Source organism: Micromonospora sp. NPDC049139 (assembly GCF_055586845.1).
Window position 1 is genome coordinate 66,996 of record NZ_JBVJHK010000022.1, and the last position, 25,895, is coordinate 92,890.

19 protein-coding genes are annotated in these 25,895 nt (G+C 74.1%); 10 read left to right on the plus strand and 9 right to left on the minus strand.

Going from position 1 to position 25,895, the window contains the following annotated elements:
- Nucleotides 1-267 precede the first annotated feature (267 nt).
- Nucleotides 268-798 (plus strand): SigE family RNA polymerase sigma factor, encoded by a 531-nt coding sequence (locus tag ACZ6Q9_RS28835; protein ID WP_357450806.1) that lies wholly within the window; start codon nt 268-270, stop codon nt 796-798.
- Complete coding sequence (locus ACZ6Q9_RS28840; RefSeq protein ID WP_396829165.1) at nt 795-1,973, plus strand: hypothetical protein; 1,179 nt, start codon at nt 795-797, stop codon at nt 1,971-1,973. Before ACZ6Q9_RS28835 ends, ACZ6Q9_RS28840 begins: the two co-directional genes overlap by 4 nt.
- A 46-nt stretch (nt 1,974-2,019) precedes the next feature.
- On the opposite strand, the gene ACZ6Q9_RS28845 is transcribed toward ACZ6Q9_RS28840, so the two are convergent.
- The 3 genes from ACZ6Q9_RS28845 to ACZ6Q9_RS28855 all read right to left on the minus strand — a co-directional run bounded on the left by ACZ6Q9_RS28845 (nt 2,020) and on the right by ACZ6Q9_RS28855 (nt 5,181).
- Nucleotides 2,020-3,057 carry a hypothetical protein gene (locus ACZ6Q9_RS28845; RefSeq protein WP_396829166.1) on the minus strand — a complete coding sequence of 346 codons (1,038 nt, stop codon included), beginning with the start codon at nt 3,055-3,057 and terminating at the stop codon, nt 2,020-2,022.
- Nucleotides 3,057-3,326, minus strand: a complete 270-nt coding sequence (locus tag ACZ6Q9_RS28850; protein ID WP_350686327.1) for a hypothetical protein — start codon at nt 3,324-3,326, stop codon at nt 3,057-3,059. The genes ACZ6Q9_RS28845 and ACZ6Q9_RS28850 overlap by 1 nt, the downstream gene beginning before the upstream one ends.
- A 685-nt stretch (nt 3,327-4,011) precedes the next feature.
- Nucleotides 4,012-5,181 carry an acyl-CoA dehydrogenase family protein gene (locus tag ACZ6Q9_RS28855; protein WP_396829167.1) on the minus strand — a complete coding sequence of 390 codons (1,170 nt, stop codon included), beginning with the start codon at nt 5,179-5,181 and terminating at the stop codon, nt 4,012-4,014.
- A 220-nt stretch (nt 5,182-5,401) separates the two neighbouring features.
- Here ACZ6Q9_RS28855 and ACZ6Q9_RS28860 point away from each other — a divergent pair, with 220 nt between their 5' ends.
- The 4 genes from ACZ6Q9_RS28860 (at nt 5,402) to ACZ6Q9_RS28875 (ending at nt 11,332) form a co-directional block, all read left to right on the plus strand.
- Nucleotides 5,402-7,702 carry a sensor histidine kinase gene (locus ACZ6Q9_RS28860; protein WP_396829168.1) on the plus strand — a complete coding sequence of 767 codons (2,301 nt, stop codon included), beginning with the start codon at nt 5,402-5,404 and terminating at the stop codon, nt 7,700-7,702.
- Nucleotides 7,703-7,757: 55 nt separating this feature from the next.
- Complete coding sequence (locus ACZ6Q9_RS28865) at nt 7,758-8,444, plus strand: response regulator (protein ID WP_393263206.1); 687 nt, start codon at nt 7,758-7,760, stop codon at nt 8,442-8,444.
- 192 nt (nt 8,445-8,636) lie between these two features.
- Nucleotides 8,637-9,566, plus strand: a complete 930-nt coding sequence (locus ACZ6Q9_RS28870; RefSeq protein ID WP_396829169.1) for an LLM class F420-dependent oxidoreductase — start codon at nt 8,637-8,639, stop codon at nt 9,564-9,566.
- Between the two features lie 524 nt (nt 9,567-10,090).
- The gene (locus tag ACZ6Q9_RS28875; protein WP_396829185.1) at nt 10,091-11,332 is read left to right on the plus strand and encodes an FAD-binding protein; all 1,242 of its coding nucleotides are present in this window, start codon (nt 10,091-10,093) and stop codon (nt 11,330-11,332) included.
- A gap of 94 nt (nt 11,333-11,426) precedes the next feature.
- Here ACZ6Q9_RS28875 and ACZ6Q9_RS28880 read toward each other — a convergent pair whose 3' ends face one another.
- Nucleotides 11,427-12,572 carry a site-2 protease family protein gene (locus ACZ6Q9_RS28880; protein WP_396829170.1) on the minus strand — a complete coding sequence of 382 codons (1,146 nt, stop codon included), beginning with the start codon at nt 12,570-12,572 and terminating at the stop codon, nt 11,427-11,429.
- 331 nt (nt 12,573-12,903) lie between these two features.
- Between ACZ6Q9_RS28880 and ACZ6Q9_RS28885 the strand changes: the two genes are divergently transcribed.
- Nucleotides 12,904-15,069: a prolyl oligopeptidase family protein gene (locus ACZ6Q9_RS28885; protein ID WP_396829171.1), complete on the plus strand. Its 2,166-nt coding sequence runs from the start codon at nt 12,904-12,906 to the stop codon at nt 15,067-15,069.
- Between the two features lie 46 nt (nt 15,070-15,115).
- Nucleotides 15,116-16,714, plus strand: coding sequence for a hypothetical protein (locus ACZ6Q9_RS28890; RefSeq protein WP_396829172.1), 1,599 nt, complete (start codon nt 15,116-15,118; stop codon nt 16,712-16,714).
- Between the two features lie 268 nt (nt 16,715-16,982).
- Here the strand turns inward: ACZ6Q9_RS28890 and ACZ6Q9_RS28895 are convergent, their stop codons facing one another.
- Entirely contained in the window at nt 16,983-17,660 is a 678-nt protein-coding gene (locus ACZ6Q9_RS28895) for a response regulator (RefSeq protein WP_396829173.1), read from the minus strand.
- A gap of 41 nt (nt 17,661-17,701) precedes the next feature.
- A complete protein-coding gene (locus ACZ6Q9_RS28900; RefSeq protein ID WP_396829174.1) occupies nt 17,702-18,508 on the minus strand; it encodes a sensor histidine kinase in 807 nt (268 codons plus the stop codon).
- A 152-nt stretch (nt 18,509-18,660) separates the two neighbouring features.
- Between ACZ6Q9_RS28900 and ACZ6Q9_RS28905 the strand changes: the two genes are divergently transcribed.
- Both ACZ6Q9_RS28905 and ACZ6Q9_RS28910 read left to right on the plus strand, forming a co-directional pair.
- The gene (locus tag ACZ6Q9_RS28905) at nt 18,661-19,353 is read left to right on the plus strand and encodes an ABC transporter ATP-binding protein (protein WP_393459480.1); all 693 of its coding nucleotides are present in this window, start codon (nt 18,661-18,663) and stop codon (nt 19,351-19,353) included.
- Complete coding sequence (locus ACZ6Q9_RS28910) at nt 19,350-21,719, plus strand: ABC transporter permease (protein WP_393459477.1); 2,370 nt, start codon at nt 19,350-19,352, stop codon at nt 21,717-21,719. Before ACZ6Q9_RS28905 ends, ACZ6Q9_RS28910 begins: the two co-directional genes overlap by 4 nt.
- 136 nt (nt 21,720-21,855) lie before the next feature.
- Here ACZ6Q9_RS28910 and ACZ6Q9_RS28915 read toward each other — a convergent pair whose 3' ends face one another.
- The 3 genes from ACZ6Q9_RS28915 to serS form a co-directional block, all read right to left on the minus strand.
- Nucleotides 21,856-22,764: a L,D-transpeptidase gene (locus ACZ6Q9_RS28915; RefSeq protein WP_393459474.1), complete on the minus strand. Its 909-nt coding sequence runs from the start codon at nt 22,762-22,764 to the stop codon at nt 21,856-21,858.
- Between the two features lie 87 nt (nt 22,765-22,851).
- Nucleotides 22,852-24,300: an alpha-amylase gene (locus tag ACZ6Q9_RS28920; RefSeq protein ID WP_393459471.1), complete on the minus strand. Its 1,449-nt coding sequence runs from the start codon at nt 24,298-24,300 to the stop codon at nt 22,852-22,854.
- A gap of 261 nt (nt 24,301-24,561) precedes the next feature.
- Nucleotides 24,562-25,848: a serine--tRNA ligase gene (serS, locus tag ACZ6Q9_RS28925; protein WP_393459468.1), complete on the minus strand. Its 1,287-nt coding sequence runs from the start codon at nt 25,846-25,848 to the stop codon at nt 24,562-24,564.
- Between the last annotated feature and the right edge of the window lie 47 nt (nt 25,849-25,895).

A 25,895-nucleotide genomic window follows, 5' to 3' on the forward strand; every position in this document is an offset into this window, starting at 1 on the left:
CTCGATCGAATGGTCCGCACACTGTACGACCGATCCCGATCCCCTCGCCGCCCGGTGGACGCTCCGCGATCCGCCCCGCACGCGGAGGTGATGTCGGGTGGTCGGCGGGGTCGGCCGTCCAGGGTGGTCAGGCTGGAATCGCGGATGGCGCCGGTGGCCGTTCCGGGAATGCGCAACCAACCGGGTGTGCGGGCCGCCGCCACGAAGGGCACGGACCCGCGTTAACCTCCCGGCGCGGCCACCGCGTTCACCTGGCGGGAGGTACGCATGTCCGACAGCCCGCACCCGCCGCCACCGGAGGGCTTCGCCGAGTTCGTGGCGGCCCGGTCCGGCGCCCTGCTGCGCTCGGCGTGGCTGCTGACCGGAGACGCCGGCCGGGCGGAGGACCTGCTCCAGACCGTGCTTGCGGTCGCCTGGCGACGCTGGCCCGGCATCGTCCACGGTGGGCATCCCGAGGCTTACCTGCGACGGGCGCTCTTCACCACGTACGCCTCCTGGTGGCGGCGGCGGTGGCGGGGCGAGGTGCCGGCCGCCACGACGCCGGAGACGTGCGGGACCGGCGACGTGGCCGGCGAGTCGGCCGACCGGGACGCGGTGCGCCGCGCGCTGGCCCGGCTCAGCCGCCAGCAGCGGGCGATCGTGGTGCTGCGGTACGTCGAGGACCTGTCCGTGGAGCGGACCGCGCAGGTGCTGGGCTGTTCGGTCAACACGGTCAAGGTGCAGTCCTCGCGCGCTTTGCGCAGCCTGCGCGCCGACCCGGATCTGCGGTTGTTCACCGATCGGGAGGTCGTGCCATGAGTTCTGACGACTCCGACGTCCGGCGGCTGCTCGCCGACGCCGTACCGCCGCTGGCGGCCCCGCCGGACCGGTTGGCGGCGGTCGGCTCCCGGGTCCGCCGGCGCCGGCGGCGGCTGGCCGCTGGCTCGGCGGCGGCCCTGGTCCTGGCGGTGGGGCTGACGGTCGGCGCGCCGCAGTTCCTCGCCGGCGACCGGGGCGGCCGCCGGCCGGCGCCGGTCGCCACCGACGGGCTGGTCGGCGCGGCCGCCTGCCCCGACGACATCCGCCGTCGGCCGGATCTGGAGGCGGTGCGCTACGGCGACGACGTGCCGCTGGTGCCGGCGGGCGCGGTGGAGGTCACCGCCTGCCAGGTGCCGGTCGGTGGCGGGCCGCGGGCGGCGGACCGCGTCGGCCCCCGGGTGCTCACCGTCGGGGTCGACGAGATCGTCGGGCTGCTCAACGCGATGCCACCGACGCAGACCGGGCCGGACGGGCGGCCCCGCGTGGCCGACCCGACCGACCCGGGGCTGCGGTGCACCATGGCGGGCCGGTACGCGGAGACCGCCTACGTGCTGCGCTACCCCGATCGGGCGCCGGTGACCGTGTGGACCGACGACAACTGCGCGGTCGCGGTCACCGACAGCCACGGCCGGGGGCTGGACCGCCGGCTGTTCGGCGCGTTCCTGGACCGGTACCGGGCGCAGCTCGCCGCGGCCACCGACCCGGCCACCGTCGCCACCCCCGTCTGCCAGACGAGCATGCCGGTCGACCGGGTCCGGCTGACCCCTTCGAACCCCGGGCCACCCGACCGGATCGCGGTCAACCAGGCCTGGCACGACACCGTCCTGATGACCCCGCTGGTCGCGTTGGCCGCCTGCCGGTACGAGGTGGACGGCGGGAACGCCCGGCTGGTGCGCCGGGAGACCCGGCGGGACGGGGCGGACGCGCTCCGGCCGGTGCTCAATGCGGCCTTCGCCCGGTCGGTGCCGGCCAGCGACTGCGGCGACTGGCCGGGCTACCCGCCGCCGACCGCGTTCGACATTGTGACCGTGGCGGACGCGACCGGCGCCACCGCCGAGTTCTGGGTCCGGCACACGCCCTGCCGCAGCGCCGTCCGCGCGCACCACCGGGGCAGCGAGCCCACGCCGGAGCTGCTCGCCGCCCTCACCCGGTTGCTCGGGCCGCCACCCCGCTGACCTGCCGACGGCGGCGCCGGGTGGGGACCCGACGCCGCCGGGCCGGTCAGACGTACGGCCGGGTGGCGTACGCGGCCCGCAGCGCGGCCAGCCCCGCCGGCTTCGGCGACAGCGTGCCCCAGCCGGAGTTGAAGTAGTTGGTGCACACGATCCGGGGCCCCCGCTCGGCGTTGAGCTGGGCGATCGCGGCCGGCACGGTGGCGATCCAGGCCGCCTGGTCCGGGATTTCCGCCACCCGTACGCCCCACTCGGCGATGATCACCGGCCGGGAGAGCGCGACCGGGCCGAGGTCGGCCACCGCCCAGTCCTTCGCCCGGCGGAACCGGGCCAGCGCCGTGTGCGTGGGGCTGGTGGCGTAGGCGTTCCACTGGAGGAAGTCGAGTTCCGCCATCAGCGCCTCGGGGTGGGTGCGTTGGTAGCAGCCCCGGTCGAAGCCGCCCACCCCTACCGAGAAGGTGGTGCCGGCGGGAAGCTGCCGCGCCCTGAACCAGTCCACGATGTACGTCATCGCCTGCACCGCCCGGGCGTCCGACTGGGCCCAGGTGTAGCTGACACCCGCCTCGGTGGTGCCGAACTCGTGGTCGGTGTCCAGTTCGGAGGCGAGCTGGATGTTCACCCCGAACCCCATGGTCCGGTACTGGGACAGGGCACGGGCGAGCAGGCCGTCGCAGTGCCCGGCGAGGACCTGGCTGTAGCCGTACGCCCGGGGCCAGGTCGTGCCGGGCCGCTGCTGGATGGTCATCGCGGGCGCCGGGACGGTGTAGGTGACGCCGTCCACGGTGAAGGACTGCGGCCCGAAGTTGGGCGCGCCGTAGTGCTTCAGCTCCAGCACCATGTTCATCCGCACGCCGGCTTTGCCCAGCGTGATCAGCCACGGTCGCTGGTAGCCGGGGAAGGTGTAGCCGTCGGCGAGGCTGCGGTACTGGGTCAGCGAGCGGAAGTTCCCGCCGGCCATGTCGGCCGTCGGGTCGGCGCCGCCGGAGAGGTAGTAGCCGCCCAGCACCGGCGGGGCGATCGTGTAGTCGGCGGTGGCGGTGGCGGTGCGCCCGCCGTTGTCGCGCACCGTGACGGTGACCCGGGGCATCACGCCACCGCCCGGTAGACGGCCACCGAGCCGTTGTCCGACAGCCGGGTCCAGGTGCGGCCGGAGTCGTCGGTGACGGTGACGGTGAGCGGGTCGATGACGGCGGTGACCTTGACCGGGGCGCTGCTGTTGCCCTGCGCGTCGGTGACCACGATCGTGACGGTCACCGGCTTCGTGTCGGCGTCGCCGTAGGTGACCGTCAGGGTCATCTGGTCGCCGGGCGAGTAGGTCGAGGCGTTCAGGGATGCGGTCGCGGTGGGAGCGGCCATTGCCGGCTCCTCTCGTGCTCGGTCGCCGGGCCGGCTCCGGCGCGTGGTCACGGCCGGTCCGGCTGCGGGGGGATCGGGGTCGGGCGACGGCCGGCCGCCGGGCACGCGACGACGCGGCCGGGACCGGTCCGGGGTACGACTCGCCGACCGCGCTCGGCTCGGGGTCGCCGCGCGCGGCCCGACGGCCGCCGGAGTGGTGACGTCGGTGTCGGTGAGGCGGCACCGGCCCTGGCGCCCGGGACGGTGGCTGCCGGAGCGCGGCCTCGCGGTGCGCGGGCCGGTCGGCGCTGCGTTACGCCGGGGCCGTCGCGGGGCCGGGCTCGGTGGTGGCGGCGTCGGCGGGGACGGTGCTGTCCCCGCCGGACCCGAGGAATGGGATGTGGCCCGCCATCCTTACGCCTCTCACCTGCTACAACAGTGCGACGCCGAGGTGGCCGGCGTCCTGTCCGCTACCCGACCGCCGTTCCGTCAGCCAGACGACTGCGGTCGACGTGGAACTGTGCGGTGCGCGTCGTCGCCGACCGGGACGGCGCTGCCGATCCGCCGCGCGGCGGTTCGGCGCGCGGCGTCCGGGTCCCCGCGCGGTGTCCCGGAACGCTCGGGCGGCGTCCGGGGCGTTCGGTCGCGCCTCGCCGGGGGATGAAGGTGGGCCGGTCGGGCGACACGGCCGGCCCCGCCCTCGGCGTCAGTAGGCCAGCTCCACCGGCCGGCCGAGCACCCGGGCGCCGTTGTTGCCGAGCCAGCCCTCGGCCGCCGCCGCGTGCTGACTGAAGGTGTGGATGTCCCGGAACCGCCGCTGGAGCGGGGACGAGTCCCGGGCCGCCCCGCCGCCGGCCGCCCGGTAGCAGGTGTCGACCGCTGCGGCGGCCCGCTCGGTCACCCACGGCAGGGCGGCGGAGATCCGGGGGTGCAGCCCGGGGACCGCCGCCGGGTCCGTGGCGCACGCCGCCCAGAGGTCCTCGGCGAGGTCCCGCAGCAACGCCCGCGCCGCTCGCACGTCGAGGTCGGCGCGGCCGAGCTGGAGGCGGAAGGCGGGCGAGTCGGCCAGCGACTGCCGGGCGTAGAGGCGCTGCCGGCCGCCGTCGAGCAGCGCGACCATGTCGTCCAGCGCGCCCTGCGCGATGCCGACCGCCACCGCGCCGAGGTGCAGGACGAAGTGGACCAGGGGGGCCACGAAGCCCGGCCCCGGCACACAGGGTGCGCCGGTGAACAGGTCGAAGCTCTCCTCCGCCGGGCAGAACGCGGAGGCCACCTCGACGTCGTGGCTGCCGGTGCCGCGCAGGCCCAGCGCGTGCCACGTGTCGTGCACCGTGAACCGGGAGGCCGGGAAGAGCATCGAACGCACCTCCGGCGGCGCCCCCGCCGGCCCGGGCAGCGGCTCGCCGTCCCCGGTCAGCACGCAGTTGCCGAAGATCCAGTCGGCGTGCCGCGCACCGCTCGCGTACGCCCACCGGCCGGTGACCTGGAAGCCGCCGTCGGCCAGCTCGGCCCGCCCCTGCGGGGCGAAGCCGCCCGCGACGACCACGTCCGGCCCGTCGGCGTAGAGCTTGTCGAACCGGTCGCGCGGCAGCATCGCCAGCAGGTGCGGCGTCTCCGCGCCGATCATCACCGTCCACCCCGTCGAGCCGTCCGCCCGCGCCAGCGTCTCCAGCACCCGCAGCCCGGTGCGCAGGTCCGCCTCGTACCCGCCGTGGCTCCGGGGGACGAACATCCGGAAGCAGCCGGCAGCCCGGAGCGCGTCGAGCAGGTCGGCGGGGAGCGCCCGTGCCGCCTCGATCTCCCCGGCCCGCCGGGACACCTCCGGGACCAGCGCGTCCACCGCCCCGACCAGCCGGTCCCGGTGCCGCTCCTCCATGGCTTCCTCCTCGCGTCGTGGCTCACCCACCACGGTGGACCCGTCGGCGACCCGGGGGCCAGGGACACCGGCACCGGATGCCCGGGACATCCCGCGCCGCGCGACGTCCACCCGGCCGGGGCGAACCGGCCCGCACTCCAGGCGACTGTCGCCGGACCGACATTCGCACTGGAACGTCGGGGGATCACCAACCGGCCCCGCGACTGCCAGGATTCTCGGCATGTCGGTCCAGCAGCCCCCGCCCGCGGTGACCCACGGCGACCGCCGGCACCCGGTCGCCGCCTGGCTCGTCCTCGTCGGCTGTGCGCTGCTCTTCGTCGCCACCGCCGTCTGCTGGGTGCTCGCCCGCCGGCCCTGGGGGCTGTCCCAGCTCTACTTCCTGGTCGACTTCACCGACTGCGCCGTCTACGGCGTGGTGGCCTGGCTGATCCTGCTGCGCCGGGGCCACCCGGTCGCCTGGCTGCTCGCCGCCACCGGGCTCGGCGGCGGGTTCGCCGCGCTCAGCGCCCAGTACGTCGACCTGCTCGGGGTGCACCCCGGGCTGCCCGACCCGGTGCTGCTCACCTCGGCCCGGCACTGGGCCTGGGCACCGGGGATGCTCTCGCTGATCGTGGTGCTGCCCTGGCTGGTCCGGGAGGGGCGGCTGCCGCGGCCGGCCCGGGCGGCGGTACTGGCCGGTGCCGTGGTCGTCGCCGGCTACGTGTCGTTCCAGCTCACCTGGCCCGGCCCGGACGCGGGCGGGTCGGGCGCGCCGCTGCCGATCGCCAGCGCCGGGTGGGCGGAGTTCATCGAGCGGGTGCAGCCGGCCCTGCTGGTGGCCGTCCCCGCGCTCGGGCTGCTCACCGCCGCCGGGGTCGCCACCCGCCGTCGCCGGGGCGCGCCCGCCGAGCGCGTGGGGCTGGGCTGGCTGGCCGTCGGCACGCTGCTGCTCGCCCTGAGCTTCGCGCCGGTGGCCCTCCCCGAGGGCTGGGCCCGCCCGGTGCCCGACGAGGCGGCCCCCGTCGCGATGCTCGCCTCGCAGGCGTTCTTCCCGGCCGCCGTGCTGGCGGTGGTGCTCCGGCAGCGGCTGTGGGGCATCGAGATCGCCGTCCGCCGCACCCTGGTCTGGTTCCTCATGACGTTCCTGCTGGTCGCCGCGTACGTGCTGGGGGTGTCGGTGCTGGACGCGCTGCTGCCGGCCACCCCGGCGGTGCCCGGGGCGCTCGTCACGGCGCTGGTCGCGATCGGCGTGCAGCCGGGCCGGATCCGGGTGCAGCGCCGGGTGGACAGGCTGATCCACGGCGCGGCGGCCGAGCCGCTGCGCGTGGTGCGCCGCGTCGGGCACCGCATCAGCGCGACCGGGGACGCGGCCGACGTGCTCACCGAGGTGGCGCGCAGCCTGACCGACCTGTTGCGCCTCGGCGCCTGCGCCATCGAGGTGGACGGGCCCGAGGGCTGCTCCGCGCGGGCCGAGTCGGCCGGGCCGCCCGGCGCGCCGCTGGTGCTGCCGCTGCGCCGGGGGGAGCGCGAGGTGGGCCGGCTCACCGCGTGGGCCCGGGCGGGGGAGCGGCTGGACGGGCGCACCCGGGCCGCGCTGCTCGACCTGGTGCCGCTGGTCTCCTCCGCGGCGAGCCTCGCCGCGACCAGCGGCGCGCTGGCCGCGTCCCGGGCCCGGCTGGCCGAGGCCCGCGACTCCGAGCGGCGCAAGCTGCGCCGGGACCTGCACGACGGCCTCGGGCCGGCGCTGGCCGGGGTGGCGCTCGGCGTGCAGGCCGCCCGGAACCTGCTCGCCGTCGACCCGGACGCGGCCGGCCGGCTGCTGGACCGGCTGCGCGACGAGATGGACCAGAGCGTCGAGCAGGTCCGCGACCTCGCCCGGGGTCTGCTGCCGCCGGTGCTCGGCGAGCGGGGCCTGGTGCCGGCCGTGCACGAGCTGGCCCGGCGGTACGACGGCGCGCCGCTCCTGGTCGAGGTCGACGCGGACCCGCTGCCGCTGCCCGAGCCGGTGGCCACCGCCGTGTACGGCATCGTGGCCGAGGCGCTGCGCAACGCGCACCGGCACGCCGCCGCCCGGACCTGCCGCATCGCGCTGACCGTGGACGAGGCGGGCCTCACGCTCACCGTCGCCGACGACGGGGCCGGGATCCCGCCGGGGGCACCGCCCGGCGTCGGCATGCTGTCGATGCGCGAGCGGGCCGAGGGGGTGGGCGGGACGTGCGCGGTCGGCCCAGGGCCGGCCGGGGGCACCCTGGTCACCGTCCGGGTGCCCGCCGACCGGTGCGCCGTGCCCACCCGCGCCCCGGCGGAGCGGCCCCCGGACCGCGCGCCGCGGCCGCTGGAGGGCGCGGGCACCGCCGGCACGAGCCCGACGAGCCCATCGCACGTCGCGGTGTCGTCGCGCGAGGCAGGACCAGCAACGACACCGTCGCACCCAGGCCGAGCGTCGGTGGTGTCGACGCCCGACGGCGCGGCGTCGCCGGGCCCCGGCGACCGGACGGTCGTCGACCTGGCTGTGGGCCGGACGGTCGGGGCGGCGTCGTGACCGGGACCGATGGTGGGGGTGGCCTGGCTGTGGGCCGGACGGTGGGGGTGGCCCGGTGACCGGGACGGGCGGTGGCGCGGTGACCGGGACGGACGGCGGGGTGATCCGGGTCGCGGTGGTGGACGACCATCCGGTCTTCCGCCTCGGCATGACCGCGCTGCTCGCGAGCACCGCCGGCCTGCGGGTGGTCGGCGAGGCCGCAGACGCCGACGAGGCCCTGCGGGTGGCCGACACCCTGCGCCCGGACGTCATGGTCATGGACCTGCATCTGGGCGGCCGGTCCGGGGTGGAGGCGACCCGGGAGATCGTCGGGCGGCACCCCGGAATCGGGGTGCTCGTGGTCACCATGCTGGACGACGACGACTCCGTCTTCGCGGCGCTGCGCGCCGGCGCCCGCGGCTACCTGCTCAAGGGGGCCGCGCCGGGGGAGGTGGAACGGGCGGTCCGGGCGGTGGCCAACGGCGAGGTGCTGCTCGGCCCGGCGGTCGCCGCCCGGGCGGTGGGCTTCCTGGCCGGCGCCCGGGCGGCCGGCCCGGTGCCGTTCCCCGAGCTGACCGACCGGGAGCGCGAGGTGCTCGACCTCGTCGCCCAGGGCCTGAGCAACGTGGTGATCGCACGGCGGTTGACGCTCAGCCCGAAGACCGTCCGCAACCACCTGTCCAACGTGCTCACGAAGCTCCAGGTCGCCGACCGGGGCCAGGCGATCCAGCGCGCCCGGCAGGCCGGCCTCGGTCAGCTCTGAGCCCCGCCGAGGCGGGCGGCGTACGCGTCGCGCAGGGCCGGCCAGCCGAACTCCATCGCCTCCGCGCCCCGGACCGGCCGACCGGGTCGCCGTCGAGCAGGTGCGCGGCGACGTCGAGGCAGAGGTGCCAGCCCGCGGCGGCCACCGGGGCGAGCTCCGGCGGGGGCCGGGCGGGCTCCCTATGCTCGGGCCATGGAACTGCGGATCTTCACCGAACCCCAGCAGGGCGCGACCTACGACGACCTGCTCGCCGTGGCCCGCTGCGCGGAGGACGCCGGCTACGGCGCCTTCTTCCGCTCCGACCACTACCTGAAGATGGGCTCGGTGAGCGGCGACCCCGGCCCGACGGACGCGTGGACCACCCTCGCCGGACTGGCCCGGGACACCCGGCGGATCCGGCTGGGCACGCTGATGACCGCCGCCACCTTCCGGCTGCCCGGCCCGCTGGCCATCACGGTGGCGCAGGTCGACCAGATGAGCGGCGGCCGGGTCGAGCTGGGCATCGGCACCGGCTGGTACGCCGAGGAGCACACCGCGTACGGGATCCCCTTCCCGTCGCTCGGGGAGCGCTTCGACCGGCTGGAGGAGCAGCTCGCCGTCATCACCGGGCTCTGGGCGACGCCGCCGGGCAAGACGTTCGACTTCGCCGGGACGTACTACCCGGTCAGCGACTCGCCGGCCCTGCCGAAGCCGGTGCAGGACCCGCGCCCGCCGATCCTGCTCGGCGGCATGGGCCCGAAGCGGACGCCCCGCCTGGCCGCCCGCTACGCCGACGAGTTCAACCTGCCGTTCGCCTCGGTCGAGGACTCGGCCGCCCAGTTCGGGCGGGTCCGGGACGCCTGCGCGGAGGCCGGCCGGGACCCGGCCGAGCTGTGCTGGTCCAACGCGCTGGTGCTCTGCTGCGGCCGGGACGACGCCGAGGTGGCCCGGCGGGCCGCCGCCATCGGCCGGGAGCCCGACGAGCTGCGCGCCAACGGCCTGGCCGGCACCCCCGCCGAGGTCGTCGACAAGATCGGCCGGTACGCGGAGACCGGCAGCGAGCGGCTCTACCTCCAGGTGCTCAACCTGGCCGACCTGGATCACCTGGAGCTGGTCGCGGCCGAGGTGATGCCCCAGCTCTGAGCCGCGCGGCGATCCGGCTAGCCGTCCGGCGGTCCGGGTAGCCGTCCAGGCGATACGGGGCCGTGCGGCTTCGGACCGGCCTCGGTCCGGCGGCCGTCAGGCCCGCGCGGCCGGCTGCCCGGCCCGGGGCGCCGGCCCTGGATGGGGCACCGGGTGCGGCGCGGGCGGGGGCGCGGGCGTCGGTCGGGGCCCGGGCGTCGTGCCCACCGGGTGTGCCCCGGCCGGCGGCGCGCTCGACGGGGCCGGCCCGGTACCGGTCGGGTCGACCTCCTCCGGCGAGGGGGACACGTCGCCCCGCGGGGCGGGGTCGCGGTAGCTGCTCATCGGCGTAGGGTTCCCCGACGACGGCGGTGGTAACCGTCGCCGACCGACGGGCACCCGTCCACGGGCGACGCACCCCGACGACCACGGCCACGGGCAGGGAGATCGACGTGGAACTCGACGGCGCCGGGGCGGCCCGGACGGACGGCCCGCCGCGCCCCCGGGGCGACGCCGCCCCGCCCGGCGGCACGACCGGCCGGGCGGTGCCGGGCGCCAACTGGGCGGGCAACGTCCGCTACGCCGCCCGCCGGCGCCACCGGCCGTCGTCGCTCGACGAGCTGCGCCGGCTGGTGGCGGGCAGCGACCGCGTCCGGGCGGTCGGCACCGGGCACTCCTTCAACCGGCTGGGGGACACCGCCGGTGACCTGGTCTCGCTGGCCGGGATGCCCGCGACCGTCGCGCTGGACCCGGACCGCCAGACCGTCACCGTGCCGGCCGCCATGCGGTACGGGGACCTTGCCGCCCGGCTGCACGAGCGGGGGTACGCCCTGGCCAACCTCGCCTCCCTGCCGCACATCTCGGTGGGCGGGGCGGTGGCCACCGGCACCCACGGCTCGGGCGAGACGGTCGGCAACCTGGCCACGTCCGTCGCCGGGCTGGAGCTGGTGACGGCCGACGGCGACCTGCTGACCGTCGACCGGGCGGCGGACGGGGACACGTTCGCCGGGATGGTCGTCTCGCTCGGCGCGCTGGGCGTGGTCACCCGGCTCACCCTCGACGTGGTGCCCGCGTACGACCTGCGCCAGTATGTCCGCCTCGGCCTGCCCCCCGAAGCGCTGGACGCGGCGTTCGCCTCGGCGTACAGCGTCAGCGTCTTCACCGACTTCCGGGGGCCGCGGCTGCGGGAGGTGTGGCTGAAGCAGCGCGCGGACGCCGCCCCGCCCCCGGCGGACTGGCTGGGCACGACGGCGGCCGACGCGCCGCGACATCCGGTGCCCGGCATGCCGGCGGAGCACTGCACCCCGCAGCTCGGCGTGCCCGGGCCGTGGCACGAGCGGCTGCCGCACTTCCAGCTCGGGTTCACCCCGAGCAGCGGCGACGAACTCCAGTCGGAGTACCACGTACCGCGCGGCGCGGGGGCGGCCGTGCTGGCCGCGTTGGCGCCGGTCGCGCACCTGATCGCGCCGGTGCTCCAGGTCTGCGAGCTGCGGGCGGTGGCGGCCGACGGGCTCTGGCTCAGCCCGAACCACGGGCGGGACAGCCTCGCCGTGCACTTCACCTGGATCGCCGACCCGGCGGCGGTGTTGCCGGTGGTGACGGCGGTGGAGCAGCGGCTTGCGCCGTTCGCGCCGCGCCCGCACTGGGGCAAGGTCTTCGGGCTCGCCCCGGCGGCGGTCGCCGCGGCCTGGCCCCGGTACGCCGACTTCCTCGACCTGGTGCGCCGGCTCGACCCGGCCGGCACGTTCCGCACCGACCTGCTGGACCGCTACCTCCCCCGGGACTAGCGTCCCCGACGCCGTCGGTACCGGCCCCGGACACCGTTGGTCAGGCGTCGACGCCCTCGGTCAGGCCTCAGATGCGGGCCGGCGCCTCCTCCGGTCAGCCGCCGGGTCGGCCGGCCATCTGCTCGCGCAGGCTGCCGCGCTGCACCGCACGGCTGATGTCGCTCGGCGAGACGATCCCGACCAGCCGTCCGTCGGTCACCACCAGCGCCCGCCCGTCGGCGCACTCGCTGAGCCGGGGCAGCAGGTCGTTGAGCGGCTCCTCCGGCCGCGCCAGCACCAGTTCGTCGGCGCGGCAGGCCACCTCGGCCAGCGTGGTGGCGGCCCGGCGGTCCGCCGGGATGCCGCGGACCCGGTCGAGGGTGACCAGGCCGACGGGCCGGTCGTCCTCGGTCAGCGGTAGCGCCGTGTGCCGGTACGCGAAGAGGTAGTGGTCGACGAAGTCGGCCACGGTCATCTGCCCCGACGCGGTCTGCGGCTGCGGCGTCATCACGTCGGCCACGTGTATCCCCCGCAGCGCGCTGCCCATCCGGGCCTGCCGCTCCTCCATGCCGGCGGCGCCGATCAGGAACCAGCCGATCAGGGCCAGCCACAGCCCGCCGAAGCCGACTCCGGCCAGGAACTGCCACAGCCCCAGGCCGATCAGCAGCGCGCCGAGCACCCAGCCGGCCCGGGCGGCGACGACCGACGCCTTCGTCCGGTCGCCGGTCGCCTTCCAGACCGCCGCGCGCAGCAGCCGCCCGCCGTCCAGGGGGGCGGCGGGAAGCACGTTGAAGACCGCCAGCAGCACGTTGATGCCGGCCAGCCACGCCAGCGCGCCGAGCGGCAGCCCGTCGACCCCGGCCAGGGAGAGCACCACCGCGATCGCGCCGAAGAAGAACCCGATCAGAAGGCTCACCAGCGGGCCGACGCCGGAGATGCGCAGCTCCGCGCCCGGGTTGGGCGCCTCGCCGCGCAGCTCGGCCACCCCGCCGAAGAGCCACAGCGTGATGCTGCCGACCTCCAGCCCGTTGCGCTTGGCGACGATCGCGTGGGAGACCTCGTGGGCGAGCAGGCCGAGGAAGAAGACGACCGCCGCGGCGAGCCCCGCGAGGACGTACGCGATCACGGGCCGGTCCGGGTAGGCCCGGGGGAACTGGTTGGCCGACAGCGCCCAGGCGATCAGCACGAAGATGACCAGGACGCTCCAGTTGACCCCGACCGGCACGCCCGCGATCCGGCCGAGCCGGAAACTCGCCCTCATGCCTCGGGACTACCCCCGAAAAGGGCTTCCATGCGTTGAAAAGTACGGCGCGGCTGGCAACGGCTGGATGGACGTCACCGGGTACTGGGTGCAGGAACTCTGACCGCTCTGGTGGCCTTGGGCGGGTGCCCCGGCTTCCCCGGGTCGCCCGCCGCCGCCGACGGGCCGGTGCTGATCACCGAAGGGGCCGGTGCCCCAGGGGATGAAGATCCTCGATGTCGACGCCGGTCCGGGGACAGGGGCGGAAGGCACGTCACACCCCTGGATGGCTTGAGTCGCCATGCCGACATCTGGGCATGGATGAGGGTCGCTCGTCGGGATAGTTGCGAGGGTGGCGGGCCTGACCCTTGAGAGCGACGATCCGTACCTCTGGCTGGAAGATCTTGGTGGGGCGGACGCGGTCCGGTGGGTGCGGGACCGCAACGCGGAGACCGTCGCCGCGTTGACCGGCGGCGAGGCGTTCGCCGCGCTGCGGGCCGAATTACGGCAGGTGCTCGACGCCGAGGACCGCATTCCCTATCCCGGGTGGCGTGGGGACGGCTTCTACTACGGCTTCTGGACCGACGCGGCGCACCCGCGCGGGGTGTGGCGGCGGACCACGCTCGACGAGTACCGCCGGCCCGAGCCGGAGTGGGATGTGCTGCTCGACGTCGACGCGTTGGCCGCCGAGGAGGGCGAGAACTGGGTCTGGAGCGGGGTGACGGTTCTGCGGCCCGACTACCGGCGCTGTCTGGTCAGCCTGTCCCGCGGCGGCGCGGACGCGGTCGTGGTGCGCGAGTTCGACCTGGCCCGCCGTGCCTTCGTCGAGGACGGCTTCACGCTGCCCGAGGCCAAGAGCGACGTCTGCTGGATCGACGCGGATCACGTCTACGTCGGCACCGACTTCGGGCCCGGTTCGCTGACCGCCTCCGGCCACCCACGCACCGTCCGACGGTGGCGGCGGGGCACGCCGCTGAGCGAGGCCGATGTCGTCTACGAGGGTTCCGCGGACGACGTCGCCGTGTACGCCTCGCACGACCCGACGCCCGGGTTCGAGCGCGACTTCGTGGGCCGCAGCCTGGACTTCTACCGCACGGAGAACTACCTGCTGACGGCGGCCGGCGAGCGGATCCGGATCCCTGTGCCGGAGGACGCCCAGTGGGACGTACGCCGGGAGTGGCTGCTGATCCGGCTGCGCTCGCCGTGGGCGGTCGGCGGGACGACCCATCCCGCGGGCGCCCTGCTGGTGACCCGGTTCGACGATTTCCTCGCCGGGGAGCGCGAGCTGGCGGTGCTCTTCCGACCGGACGACCGCACGGCGCTGAGCGACCACTCCTGGACCCGCAACCACCTGATCCTGGCCACCCTCACCGACGTGCGGAGCCGGCTGGAGGTGCTGACGCCGGACGGGACGGGGTGGCGGCGGGAGCCGCTCGCGGGGGTGCCGGAGTTCGACCACAGCGGGATCGTGCGGACCGACCCGGACCACAGCGACGCCTACCTGCTCGCCTCCGAGGGGTTCCTCCGGCCGGCGACGCTTCGGCTCGGCCACGTCGGCGGCCCGGTCGAGACCCTCAAGCGGGAGCCGGCGTTCTTCGACGCGGAGGGCCTGACGGTGCGCCAGTTCTTCGCCACCTCGGCCGACGGCACGCGGGTGCCGTACTTCGTGGTGGGGGATCCGCAGGCGCCCGCCGGGCCGACGCTGCTCACCGGGTACGGCGGGTATGAGATCTCCCAGACCCCGCACTACAGCGGAATCATCGGCCGGGGATGGCTGGCCCGGGGCGGCACCTACGTGGTGGCGAACATCCGGGGCGGCGGGGAGTACGGCCCGCGGTGGCACCGCGCCGCGCTGCGGGAGAACCGGCCCCGGGCGTACGAGGACTTCGCGGCGGTGGCGGCCGAGCTGGTGACACGCGGGATCACCACGCCGGCGCAGCTCGGCATCGAGGGCGGCAGCAACGGCGGGCTGCTCATGGGGGTGATGCTGACCCGCTATCCGTCGCTCTTCGGCGCGGTCGCCGCGAGCGTGCCGGTGCTGGACATGCGGCGCTACCACCGGCTGCTGGCCGGCGCCTCGTGGATGGCCGAGTACGGCGACCCGGACGAGCCGGCCGACTGGGCCTACCTGCGGGAATACTCGCCGTACCACAACGTCAGTGGCGGGTCGGCGTACCCGCCGGTCCTGCTGATCACCTCGACCCGCGACGACCGGGTGCATCCCGGGCACGCCCGCAAGATGGCCGCCCGGCTGCGGGAGCACGGCCACGACGTGTCCTACTACGAGAACGTCGAAGGCGGGCACGGCGCGGCGTCGAACAGCGAGCAGCGCGCCTTCATCTGGGCGCTGACGTGTGAGTTCCTGTGGCGGAAGCTGGCCGGACAGCCGCGCCAGCCTCTGCCGCGCCAGCTTCCGCCGGTCGACGTGCCGACGGTGGGTCCGGCCGGAGAATCCGGCGCCGACAGCTCACAGACGCGGGGGAGCAGCGTCCCCGCTGATCAGGGGCTCGAAGGATAGGGAAACGACCGATTACGCGGCGCGCGCCAGCGCCTAGCGTCGCGGCATGACGCTTCGACTGTTCCCGGCTGCGCCGGGTCGTGGCGCCACCAGGGCCCGTGTCGCGCTCGCGGTCACCTGCTGCGTGGCGCTCGTCGGCTGCTCGTCCACCCCGGGCGGCACCTCGACCGCCGGGGAGTCGCCCGAGTTGACGGCCCGCTACGGCCAGTCCCCGGCGAAGGATCCGTCCGGGTTCACGTACCAGCCGGACGTGGTCGTGGTCGACGGCGGCGCGGCGGCCGTCCGGTCGGTGAGCGGCGACGGGTTGGTCTGGACGATCGACGGCGGCGTGCGCGGCCTGGGCGACCTCGACGTGGGTGAGGTCATGTTCCTGACCTCGCGGGCGGTCGGCCGGGTCGCGGCGAAGGAGCGGGTCGGCGGCGACGTCGCGGTCACGCTCGTGCCGGTGCAGCCGCAGGAGGTCATCCGCGACGGCCGGATCAAGGTCGACGCCGCGATCGACGTCGCGGACATCGGCACCGACAGCATCGGCATCCAGGAGATCCCGGACCTGCCCGGCACCGTTGCGACCCCGGATCGGGCCGACACCGACCTGCGGCCGGTCAGCATGCCCGCCCGGGGTGCGCGGCAGTCGACGACCGTGTTCGCCACGGCCGGCGGCGCGGGCGTCGTCCGCGAGCCGGGCCTCGGCGCGGGAGCCGCGGCGCACCGGTTCGCCGCCGTGACGGTGCCACAACAGCCGGTCGGGAAGATCGCCGGGTCGGACCAGAAGCTGCCGTCGCCGGCCAAGGAGAAGCTGGACGTCGCCCTCAACGACTGGGGTGTGACGACGGCGCTCGACGCCAAGGGGCTGACCGTCTCGGTGTACCGCAAGGAAGGCAGTCACCTGAAGTTCGGCGCCGACATCACCCTCGGCTTCAAGACGCTGCGGCTGGCCACGGACGTCGCCCTGACCGGCGGGACCATGGTCACCAACCCGGTCGTCGCCCTGCACGGCCTCGAGTCGCTGGAGGTCAAGCTCCAGGCCGGGCTCGGCGGCGGCACCGACAGCAACTCCAAGGTGAAACTCGAGGTGCCGGCCGAGATCTTCAACAAACCGATCATGGTCAACGGCCTCCCGATGGTGCTGGTCGGCAAGGTGAAGCTGGTCGTCGAGACGGCGCTGACCGGGAAGAACTCGACGCTCACCGCGTCCGGCAAGTGGGGGCTGGTGGGAGCGCTCGGCATGCAGTCGGGCACGCCGCTGGTGCCCACGTTCAGCGTCATCACGAGCATGATGGACTCGATCAGCGGCATCACGCTCGGCCCGAGCGGGCTCGTGATCGCGCCGGAGTTCAAGTTCTCGCTGGGCTTCGGGGTGCCCGGGGCCTCCGCCGGCCCGTACGCGAAGTTCCGGTTCGCGGCGGGGGTGACCAACGGCTCGGCGTTCGGCGCTCCGCTGGCCCGGTGCACCCGGGTCGACCTGGTCATCAAGGGCGGCTTCGGCATGGGCATCAACATCGACGGCGAGTTGGGGAAGCTCATCGGTGATCGCCTTCCCGGCCGGCCCAAGTTCAAGGCCGACCTGGAGAGCGAGTTCCTGTGGGACATCGTGAAACGCTCGCAGACCATCCCCGACGTGCCGCTCTGCACCGGGGGCGGTTGACGCCGAGTAGGGTGGCTGCTCCGCGTCAGTCGGCGGTGCCGGCCGGAACCACCCAGGTCGTGGGCTGGCCGGTAATCGCGGTGATCAGGTCGAGGTCGCCGTCGTAGTGCAGGACGGTGGCTCCGTGTCGCTCGGCAGCCACTCAGCAGTCACCGCGCACGCTGTGCGTCCTTGGCGGTGCGGGCGCCGCCTTGATATCGAGGCCCGCAGGCCCGCCGATAGCGACCGTTTCCGACCACGCCGTCCGTCCCACACGCGCGGGGCATGATCAGGTTTCGGCGGGCGTGACGAGGCCGGTCTCGTAGGCCAGGACGACCGCCTGCGCACGGTCGCGAAGGGCGAGTTTGGCGAAGATCCGCGCCACGTGGGTCTTCACCGTCGCCTCGCTCAGGGTCAGCGCCTGGGCCAGTTCGGTGTTGGAGAGACCGCGGCCGAGGAGAGTCAGCACTTCCAGCTCGCGCGGCGTCAGCGCGGCGAGATCCCGGTGGATGGCGGGGGTCGGTCCGTCGCCGGCCGATTGGTCCGCGCCGGCGAAGCGCTGGACGAGCCGCCGGGTTATCGAGGGCGCGAGGAGGGCGTCGCCGGTGTCGACGAGGCGTACGGCGGCGGCGAGGTGGTCGGCGGTGACGTCCTTCAGGAGGAAGCCGCTGGCGCCAAGTGCCAGGGCGGCGTAGACGTAGCGGTCGAGGTCGAAGGTGGTGAGCATGAGCACCCGGCAGCGGGGGCCGTACTCCAGGATGCGTCGGGTTGCCTCGAGCCCGTCCATCGTCGGCATGCGGATGTCCATGAGCACGACGTCGGGGCGCAGCCGCCGCTCGGCCGCCACCGCCTCGACGCCGTCAGCGGCCTCGCCGACCACGTCGATGCCGCGGGCGGTGAGGATCAGCCGGAAGCCGGTGCGGATCAGCTCCTGGTCGTCGGCGATGAGCACACGCGGCGAGGGCAAGGGCGCCGGCCCGGGCGGCCTGGCAGGGGCGGGCTGGGCCTTCACGGGTGCTCCACCGGGATGCGGGCGCGGACCCGGTATCCGCCGCCGAGCCGCCGGCGGGCGTCGAGATCGCCACCGTAGACCGCGACGCGCTGTCGCAGCCCCAGCAATCCTCGCCCGGCGCCGTCTCCGGCGCGCGGGGCAGGCTGGTCGCCCGTCAGCACGCTGGGGCCCGTGGTGAGCACCTCCACCCGCAGTGAGTGCTCGGCGTAGCGGATCGTCACCTCCGCCTTGCCTCCGGCGCCGTGCTTCAGCGCGTTCGTCAGTGCCTCCTGGACGATGCGGTATGCGGTGACGTCGATCCCGGACGGCAGTGGCCGGGGCTCACCGGAGATGCGCACCTCTGCCGGCAGGCCGGCGAACGCGATTCGGTCGATCAATGGGCTGAGCCTGCTCAGGCTGGGCTGCGGTGCCAGATCGGCTCCGTCCGTGCCATCGGCGCCGTCCGCCGGGGGTGCCAGCAGGCCGAGCAGATGCCGCAGCTCGGTCATCGTGGTCCTTCCGGCGCCTTCCACTGCCGACAGCGCCGCTGCGGCCTCCTCGGGCATGGTCGCGAGCACCTCGCGTGCGGCGGCGGCCTGCACGATCATGAGGCTCACGTTGTGGCTGACGATGTCGTGCAGTTCCCGGGCGATGCGGGCACGTTCGGCGTCGACCGCGGTCCGGGCCGCGCTCTCCCGCTCCCGTTCAAGGAGCCAGCCCCGCTCCTCCAGCGCCCGACGGTGCTCGCGCCGGGCCCGGACGAGTGCGATACCGAGCCATACCGCGGTCGCGCAGGCTGCGACGAGCGCGCCGACCAGCCACACCGCCCCCAATCCCACCCAAGAATCTTCGCAAACGCGGATCGGCGCCACATCATCCCCGGTGTCCAGCCGGGTACATCCCTGGGATGACAGCCCCGACGGTTTACATCCCGGGACCGACGGCCGGGCGCTACCCGCGGCCATAGCGTGCTGCCATGACCACTGACACCTGCGTCGTACGGCTGGACAAAGTCCGCAAAGAGTACGGCGACACGACCGCCCTCGACGGCGTGTCGCTCGAGATCCGCACCGGTGAGGCGGTGGCGGTGATGGGCCCGTCGGGCTGCGGCAAGTCCACCATGCTGAACATGATCGCCGGGTTGGACCGGCCGACATCCGGGTCGGTGCGCGTTCATGACGAGGAGCTGGGCCGGCTGGACGAAACGAAGCTGGCGCTGTTCCGGCGGCACCGGATCGGCATGATCTTCCAGTTCTTCAACCTGCTCGACGACCTGTCGACGATCGACAACGTGGCGCTCGCCGCCCAGCTGACCGGTACCAAGGCGGGCCCGGCACGCAAGCGGGCCATGGAACTGCTCGACGAACTCGGCATCGCCGACCGGCGTAACGCGTATCCGGCGGCTCTCAGTGGCGGCGAGCGCCAGCGCGTCGCGGTGGCCCGGGCCCTGATGAACCGCCCGGCACTGCTGCTCGCTGACGAGCCGACCGGTGCCCTGGACAGCCGCTCCGGCGAGCAGGTGATGGACCTGCTGCTGGACCTCAACCAGATCGGACAGACCCTGCTCATCGTTACCCACGACGAGCGGCTCGCGACGCGGTGTGCCAGCCGTGTGGTCGAACTGGCCGACGGGCGGATCACCCGCGAACGCAGTCTGGAACGCGCATGAGTGCCGTGTGGCGGGCCTCGCGGGCCGCAGTCCGGCGACGCCGGGTGCAGACGTTCGTCATCGGCCTGGTCGTCCTGCTCTCCACCACGACGATCGTCGTGGCGCTGGCGCTGCTCGAGGCGTCCTCGGCGCCGTTCGACCGCGCCTTCGCCAGGCAGCAGGGGCCACACGCGATCGCCGTGTACGACCTCGCCAAGGTCAACGACGCGCAGCTCACCGGCCAGCGAACCGGCGTGGCGGCCGCGGCGGGACCGTTCGGGCAGGTAACGCTCGACCTTACCGAGGGCGGCGGGCCGGGCCCACGGGGTCCGCTGACCGTCGTGGGACGCGCCGACCCGGGCGGCTCGGTGGACCGTCTCGACCTCTGGCAGGGGCGCTGGCCCACAGCCCCCGGTGAGATCGTCCTCAACCAGCCCGATCCCGGCGCCGACCCAAGGGGATTCCCGCCGGACAGCGGAGAAATGACCCTCGGCGGCAAGCGGTACACCGTCGTCGGCCGGGCTCACAGTCTCAGCCAGACCGCTGACGCCTGGGTGTCACCGGAACAGATGACCGCGCTGCACCCCACGTCGGCCCAGATGCTCTACCGGTTCACCGGTGACGTGTCGACGAAGCCCGCTGTCCACGCCGACCTGGCCGCCGTCACGGCCAGCCTGCCGGCGGGCGCGCTGATCGCCGCGCAGCCGTATCTCGTCGTCAAGGAGAAGGTCGCCTCGGACATCGGCGTGTACGTGCCGTTCCTCGCCACGTTCGGCATGCTCGGACTGATCGTCGCGGTCGTCATCGTGGGCAACGTGGTCAGCGGCGCGGTCGTCTCCAGCTTCCGGCACATCGGGATCCTCAAGGCGCTCGGATTCACACCACGCCAGGTTGTCGCCGTCTACCTCGTCATGGTGTCGGTACCCGCCCTCATCGGCTGTGTCCTCGGCACCGTCGTCGGCACCCTCGCCGCCCAGCCGCTGCTGAGCGACGGGTTCCAGGGCCTCGGACTCGACGTCGGCATCAACGTCGGCGTCTGGATCTGGGCCGCCGGGCTGGGCGGCGTGCCGGCACTCGTCGCCCTGGCGGCGTTCGTGCCCGCCGTCCGGGCACACCGGCTGTCAGCCGCCGAGGCGATCAGCGCCGGCAGCTCCCCACGGACCGGGCATGGGACGCGGATCCAGCGCTGGCTCGCCGGTGTCCGGCTGTCGCGTCCGGTCACCCTCGGGCTGGGCCTGCCGTTCGCGCGACCGGGCCGGACCGCCTTCACCGTCGTGGCCGTCCTGCTCGGCGTGACCACCGTGACGTTCGCGACCGGGTTGGCCGACACGTTGACCCGGATCTCCACGATCGAAGACCGGGCCTCGGGACAGATCGGGGTCCGGCCGTCAGACGGCCGGACGCGGATCGCCCCCGAAGGTCAGCTGCCGCCCACGGGGCCGCAGGCCACCACCACTCGGACCGACGCCCAGGTCGAGCAGCTGCTGCGCGGGCTGCCGGACGTCGCCCGGGTCACCCCCGTCTTCAGACTGCCGGTCCCCGCCCTCGGGCAGACCCAGCCGCTGACCGTCAACTTCGTCCGCGGTGACTACTCGTCGATGGGGTACCAGGACGAGCTCACCGCCGGACGCTGGATGACGCGGGTGCACGAGACAGTCGTGCCGTCGGAACTCATGCGTGAGCGCGGACTGAACGTCGGAGACAAGCTCACCCTGGAGCTTGGCGGACGGCGGACGGTGCTGACCGTGATCGGCGAGACGATGGACGGCGCGCCCGGACCGCCCGGCATGTTCGTGGACTGGCGCGTCCTCACCGAACTCGCACCGGACCGCGCCGTCAAACCACACGAGGTGTACTACCAGGTCCAGCTCAAGACCGGTGGCAACGTCGCGGCGTACGTCGCCGCGGTCAAAGCGGCCGACCCGGGGATCGACGCGTGGGACACCTCCCAGCTCAGCGACTTCGCGGTGACCGTGATCGGCTTCTCGTCGGTGCTCTCGCTACTGCTGTCCACCGTCGCGGCCCTCGGCGTCTTCAACACGGTCGTGCTCAACGTCCGAGAACGCCGCCGCGACCTCGGCATGCTCAAGTCGATCGGGATGACGCCGCGCCAGGTCGTCACGATGGTGCTGACGTCGATGGCCGTCGTCGGCGCGGCCGGCGGTGTGCTCGGCATCCCCCTGGGGATCGTCGCGCACAGGTACATCGTGCCGACCACCGCCGACGCGGCCCGGATCGCCATCCCACACTCGGTGCTGGAGGTGTGGCAGGCGCCGACGCTCGCGCTCATGGCCCTCGCTGGCGTCGTGATCGCGCTCCTCGGTGCACTGGTCCCGGCCCGCGGCGCGGCCCGGCTCACGATCGCCGAGGTGCTCCACACCGAGTGAGCTGTCGGCTCGGGGCCTCTGGACGCAGGTACCGCAAGCCCCGAGCTGACAGGGTCGGAAGCAGGCAGTGGTGAACTTCTGCTACCGGAAGCGCTCGTCCGGACGGTTGCGTTCGGTGCGGGCGGCGTCGATGCCGTCAGGCCGTCGGGGGTGGGGTGGGCAGCTCGTCGACCACCACCACCTCGGTGCCGGGGCGCACCTCGGCCAGCAGTTTCCGCTGCCCGCTCTTGGTCAGCCGGATGCAGCCGTTGGTGGTCTTCTTGCCCAGCTCGCCGTCGTGGTACCAGCTGTGTATGCCGATGTGCGCCCCGCGCAGGCTGGCCGGCACCGACTCCGGGTCGTCGGGCACCGCGCCGAGGGCGAAGATGTCCACGCCCCCGTACACGTCCTGCGGCGGCGGGGTGCGGCCGAGGACGAAGGTCCGGCCCAGCGGGGTCTCCTGGCCGCGCTGGCCGAGGCTGATCTCCCAGGACTGGACGGCCTGGCCGGCGCGGTACCAGGTCAGCCGGTGCGGCCTGCGCTCGATCACGAGCTGGTCGCGCAGCGGCACGGTGGTGAAGCCGCCGGGCGGCAGCCAGGCGAGGGTGCGGTTGGCCGAGGGGAGCAGCACGGCCGTCCAGCCGGCGCGCCGCTGGGCGATCGGCATGGTCAGCTCAACGCCGTTGATGGTGGGGGCGAGGAAGGCCAGCGGCCGCCCGCCGGGGGCGGTGTAGGCGGCGATCTCGCGGGTCGGGTGCAGGCCCTCGGTCAGCGGCGTGGTGTCCAGGGTGTCCGGGTCGGCCGGGAATCCGGTGGGTGCCGGGTCGTAGTCGACCACCGGCAGGTCGTCGGGCGCGGGCGCGGCGACGGGCACCCGCTCCGGCGTCGGGGCCGCGCTGCTCGGCGCGGCGACGGTCGGCGTGGGCGGCGCGACGACCGGAGGTGCGGAGGGCGTGCGGTAGGTCAGTGCCCAGCCCGTGGCCCCGACGGCCGCCAGCAGCAGGGGTACGCCCACGGCGACGGCCAGCAGGCCCGCCCGTCGCCGGATCATTCGGTCAAAACGCACAAAGTCACTGTAACGGGTGGGGAGCGACGAAGCCCCGCCCTGGCCGGAAAGTCGACCGGGGGCGGGGGCCGTCGGTGGGGTGGCGGGTCAGCTGAGCCGGGCGCCGACGTGGATGGCGACGGCGTCGTGGGCGGGTATGTTCGCGGCGAACCAGCCGTTGCCGTCCACAGTGATCACCGGCCCGCTGCACGTGCCGTTGGCGAAGGTGCCGTGGATGACGTCGCAGTAGCGGCCGGCCGGCAGCCCGGCGTGGTAGGACCGGCCGGTGATCGCGTGGTCCTCGTCGTTGACCGTCAGATAGCCCTTGCCGGCGCGGCTGAAGGCGATGTGGTTGTTGCCGTTGTCGTACCAGTTGGCGACGCCGGCGCCCTCGGTGGCGTTGCGGAAGCCGACCATGTTGGCGATCACCGGCCAGCGGTGCTCGCACTCCCAGCCGGAGTAGCAGGTGGTGTCCAGGGTCCGGCCCGAGCCGTCCGAGGGCGGGCCCTGGTCGCGCTGGCTGAACGTATAGCTCGACATGACCGTCGGGGAGCCGTACGGCCAGCCGAGCATGAACGCGTTGGCCAGCGCGTAGATGCCCCGGTCGCGGTAGGTCAGCACGCCGCCCACGTCGCGCTGGGTGTCGTGGTTGTCCATGAAGACCGCCGCCGAGCCGCTGGGCAGGTGCCCCCAGCCCTCGCCGAAGTTGCGCAGGTAGGCGAGCTTCTCGGAGCGGAAGACCCGGGCCAGGTCCTTGCCGTAGCGGAACTCGTGCACGTCGCCGTTGCCGGTGTACTCACCCGGCTGGATCGGCTCGCCGGCCCCGTGGATGACCTCCTGCACCAGGTACGCCGGGCGGGACAGCTTGCCCTTGATGGCGGCGATGTCGGCGGCCGGCATGTGCTTGCTGGCGTCCATCCGGAAGCCGTCGACGCCGAGCGAGAGCAGGTCGTTGAGGTAGCCGGCGATCCGTGTCCGGACGTAGTCCGACTCGGTCTTCAGGTCGGCGAGGTTGACCAGCTCGCAGTTCTGCACCTCCCAGCGGTCGTTGTAGTTGGCGATGTCGTCGCCGCCGTTGCGACCGCAGTGGTGGAAGTCCTGGGTCTGGTAGATCCCGGGGTAGTCGTAGTGGCCGTACGACGAGCCGGCCCACCCGGTGCCGCCGTTGTCCTGCCCGGACATGTGGTTGACCACCGCGTCCACGATCACCTTCACCCCGGCGGCGTGGCAGGCGTCGACCATCGACTTGAACTGGGCGCGGGTGCCCTTGCGGGACTCGATCCGGTAGCTGACCGGCTGGTAGGCCAGCCACCACTGCGAGCCCCGGACGTGTTCCTGGGGCGGGGAGACCTGGACCCAGCCGTAGCCCCGGGGGCCGAGGGTGGTCCCGCACTCGGTCGCCACCGAGGCCCAGTTCCACTCGAAGAGGTTGGCGATGACCTTCTTGCTGCCGGCCGGGGCCGCGGCCGCCGGGGGCGCCGTCGCGGCGGTGGGGACGATCAGGCCCGCGATCACGCCGAGGGCGACGATCGCCGACAGACGTCGACGTCTCTGCATCGGAGGACTCCTGACGGGGTGCGGGGGCGGGGCGGCGGCGGGCCGGGGGAGGGCCCGATGCTGCCGGAAAGTTGCAGCCCGGTCTGAAAGTTTCCGAAAGATTACAAGCGCGTTGCAGTGACTGTCAACGCATGCACATGCGTCACTGTGTTGTCGTGAAGTGAAGGGCAGTCGCGCCGTCCGTGCGGGCGGCACCGCGGCTCGCCACGGCCGAGTCGCCCCCGCCCGCGGCAGACGCGAGGCGGGGGCGAGGGCCGAAGGTCAGCGGGCCGGCGTGAGGCGGTCGGTGCCCAACCGGTCGCGGAGCACCTCCGGCACCAGCACCGAGCCGTCGGGCTGCTGGAACTGCTCCAGGATGGCCGGGAACAGGCGGCTGGTGGCCAGCGCCGACCCGTTGAGGGTGTGCACGAAGCGGGTCTGCTTGCCGCCCGGCTCCCGGTAGCGGATGGCCGCCCGGCGGGCCTGGTAATCGCCGCCCCAGGAGACCGACGAGACCTCCTTGTACTTGCCCGTGCTCGGCATCCACACCTCGATGTCGAGGGTCTTCCGCATCGCGGCGCTGGCGTCGCCGGCCGACAGCAGGGTGCGCTGGTAGTGCAGGCCCAGCGCCTCGACCAGGCTCTCCGCGTGGCCGACCATCGCCTCCAGCGCGGCGTCGGCCTGCTCGGGCAGGGTGAACTGGAAGATCTCCACCTTGTTGAACTGGTGGCCCCGCACCGTGCCGCGCTCGTCCGAGTGTGAGCCGGCCGCCTCGCGCCGGTAGCACGGGGTGTAGGCGAACACCCTCAGCGGCAGCTTCGCGGTGTCCAGGATCTCGTCCTGGAACGCCCCGAGGATCGCGGTCTCCGCCGTGGGCAGCAGGAACTGCCCGCGCGGCGCGGACTGCCGGTCCAGGTGGTAGACGTCGTCGTAGAACTTGGGGAACTGGCCGGCGGCGAAGCCGGCGGTGTCCAGCAGCAGGTGCGGCGGGAGCAGGAACTCGTAGCCGGCCTCGATGTTCCGCTCGATCAACCAGTTGACCAGCGCCCACTCCAGCCGGGCGCCCAGGCCCGTGTACATCCAGAAGCCGGAGCCGCCGAGCTTCACGCCGCGCTCGTGGTCGACCAGACCCAGCGCGCGGCTCAGCTCCACGTGGTCGCGGACCTTCTCGATGGCCGGCGGCGCACCGAAGGTCTTGACGACCCGGTTCGCCTCCTTGCCGCCGCCGACCACGTCGTCGGCCGGGAGGTTGGGCAGCTCGCTCATCCGGTCGCGCAGCCGGGTCTGCACCTCGTCGAGCTGACTCTCCAGCTCGGCGAGCTGCTTGCGCTCGGCCTCCGGGGCGGTCACCTGCGGCTCGGTGCCGGCCCGCTTCGCCTGTGCGTACGCGCGCGCCTCGGCCTTGCGGCGCTGCCGCTCGGCGTCGATCCCACTGATCAGGGCACGGCGTTCCTGGTCGAGCCGCTGGATCTCGTCCAGGGCGCGGGTGACCTCGGCGGGATCCAGTCGCTTCGCCAGCGCGGTCTCCACCGCCTCGCGATCCTTCCGGATCAACTCCATGTCGAGCATGCTGCTCCGTACGCCTCCGTCCGGACGTCAGGTGGACCCACCGATGC

Excerpts from the sequence above, each read along its gene's own strand:
- ACZ6Q9_RS28850 (WP_350686327.1), bottom strand. The coding sequence starts at position 3,326 with ATGGCCGCTCCCACCGCGACCGCATCCCTGAACGCCTCGACCTACTCG.
- ACZ6Q9_RS28855 (WP_396829167.1), bottom strand. The coding sequence starts at position 5,181 with ATGGAGGAGCGGCACCGGGACCGGCTGGTCGGGGCGGTGGACGCGCTG.
- ACZ6Q9_RS28870 (WP_396829169.1), top strand. The coding sequence starts at position 8,637 with ATGGAACTGCGGATCTTCACCGAACCCCAGCAGGGCGCGACCTACGAC.
- ACZ6Q9_RS28910 (WP_393459477.1), top strand. The coding sequence starts at position 19,350 with ATGAGTGCCGTGTGGCGGGCCTCGCGGGCCGCAGTCCGGCGACGCCGG.
- ACZ6Q9_RS28905 (WP_393459480.1), top strand. The coding sequence starts at position 18,661 with ATGACCACTGACACCTGCGTCGTACGGCTGGACAAAGTCCGCAAAGAG.
- ACZ6Q9_RS28845 (WP_396829166.1), bottom strand. The coding sequence starts at position 3,057 with ATGCCCCGGGTCACCGTCACGGTGCGCGACAACGGCGGGCGCACCGCC.
- ACZ6Q9_RS28920 (WP_393459471.1), bottom strand. The coding sequence starts at position 24,300 with ATGCAGAGACGTCGACGTCTGTCGGCGATCGTCGCCCTCGGCGTGATC.
- serS (WP_393459468.1), bottom strand. The coding sequence starts at position 25,848 with ATGCTCGACATGGAGTTGATCCGGAAGGATCGCGAGGCGGTGGAGACC.
- ACZ6Q9_RS28835 (WP_357450806.1), top strand. The coding sequence starts at position 268 with ATGTCCGACAGCCCGCACCCGCCGCCACCGGAGGGCTTCGCCGAGTTC.
- ACZ6Q9_RS28880 (WP_396829170.1), bottom strand. The coding sequence starts at position 12,572 with ATGAGGGCGAGTTTCCGGCTCGGCCGGATCGCGGGCGTGCCGGTCGGG.
- ACZ6Q9_RS28890 (WP_396829172.1), top strand. The coding sequence starts at position 15,116 with ATGACGCTTCGACTGTTCCCGGCTGCGCCGGGTCGTGGCGCCACCAGG.
- ACZ6Q9_RS28860 (WP_396829168.1), top strand. The coding sequence starts at position 5,402 with ATGTCGGTCCAGCAGCCCCCGCCCGCGGTGACCCACGGCGACCGCCGG.
- ACZ6Q9_RS28840 (WP_396829165.1), top strand. The coding sequence starts at position 795 with ATGAGTTCTGACGACTCCGACGTCCGGCGGCTGCTCGCCGACGCCGTA.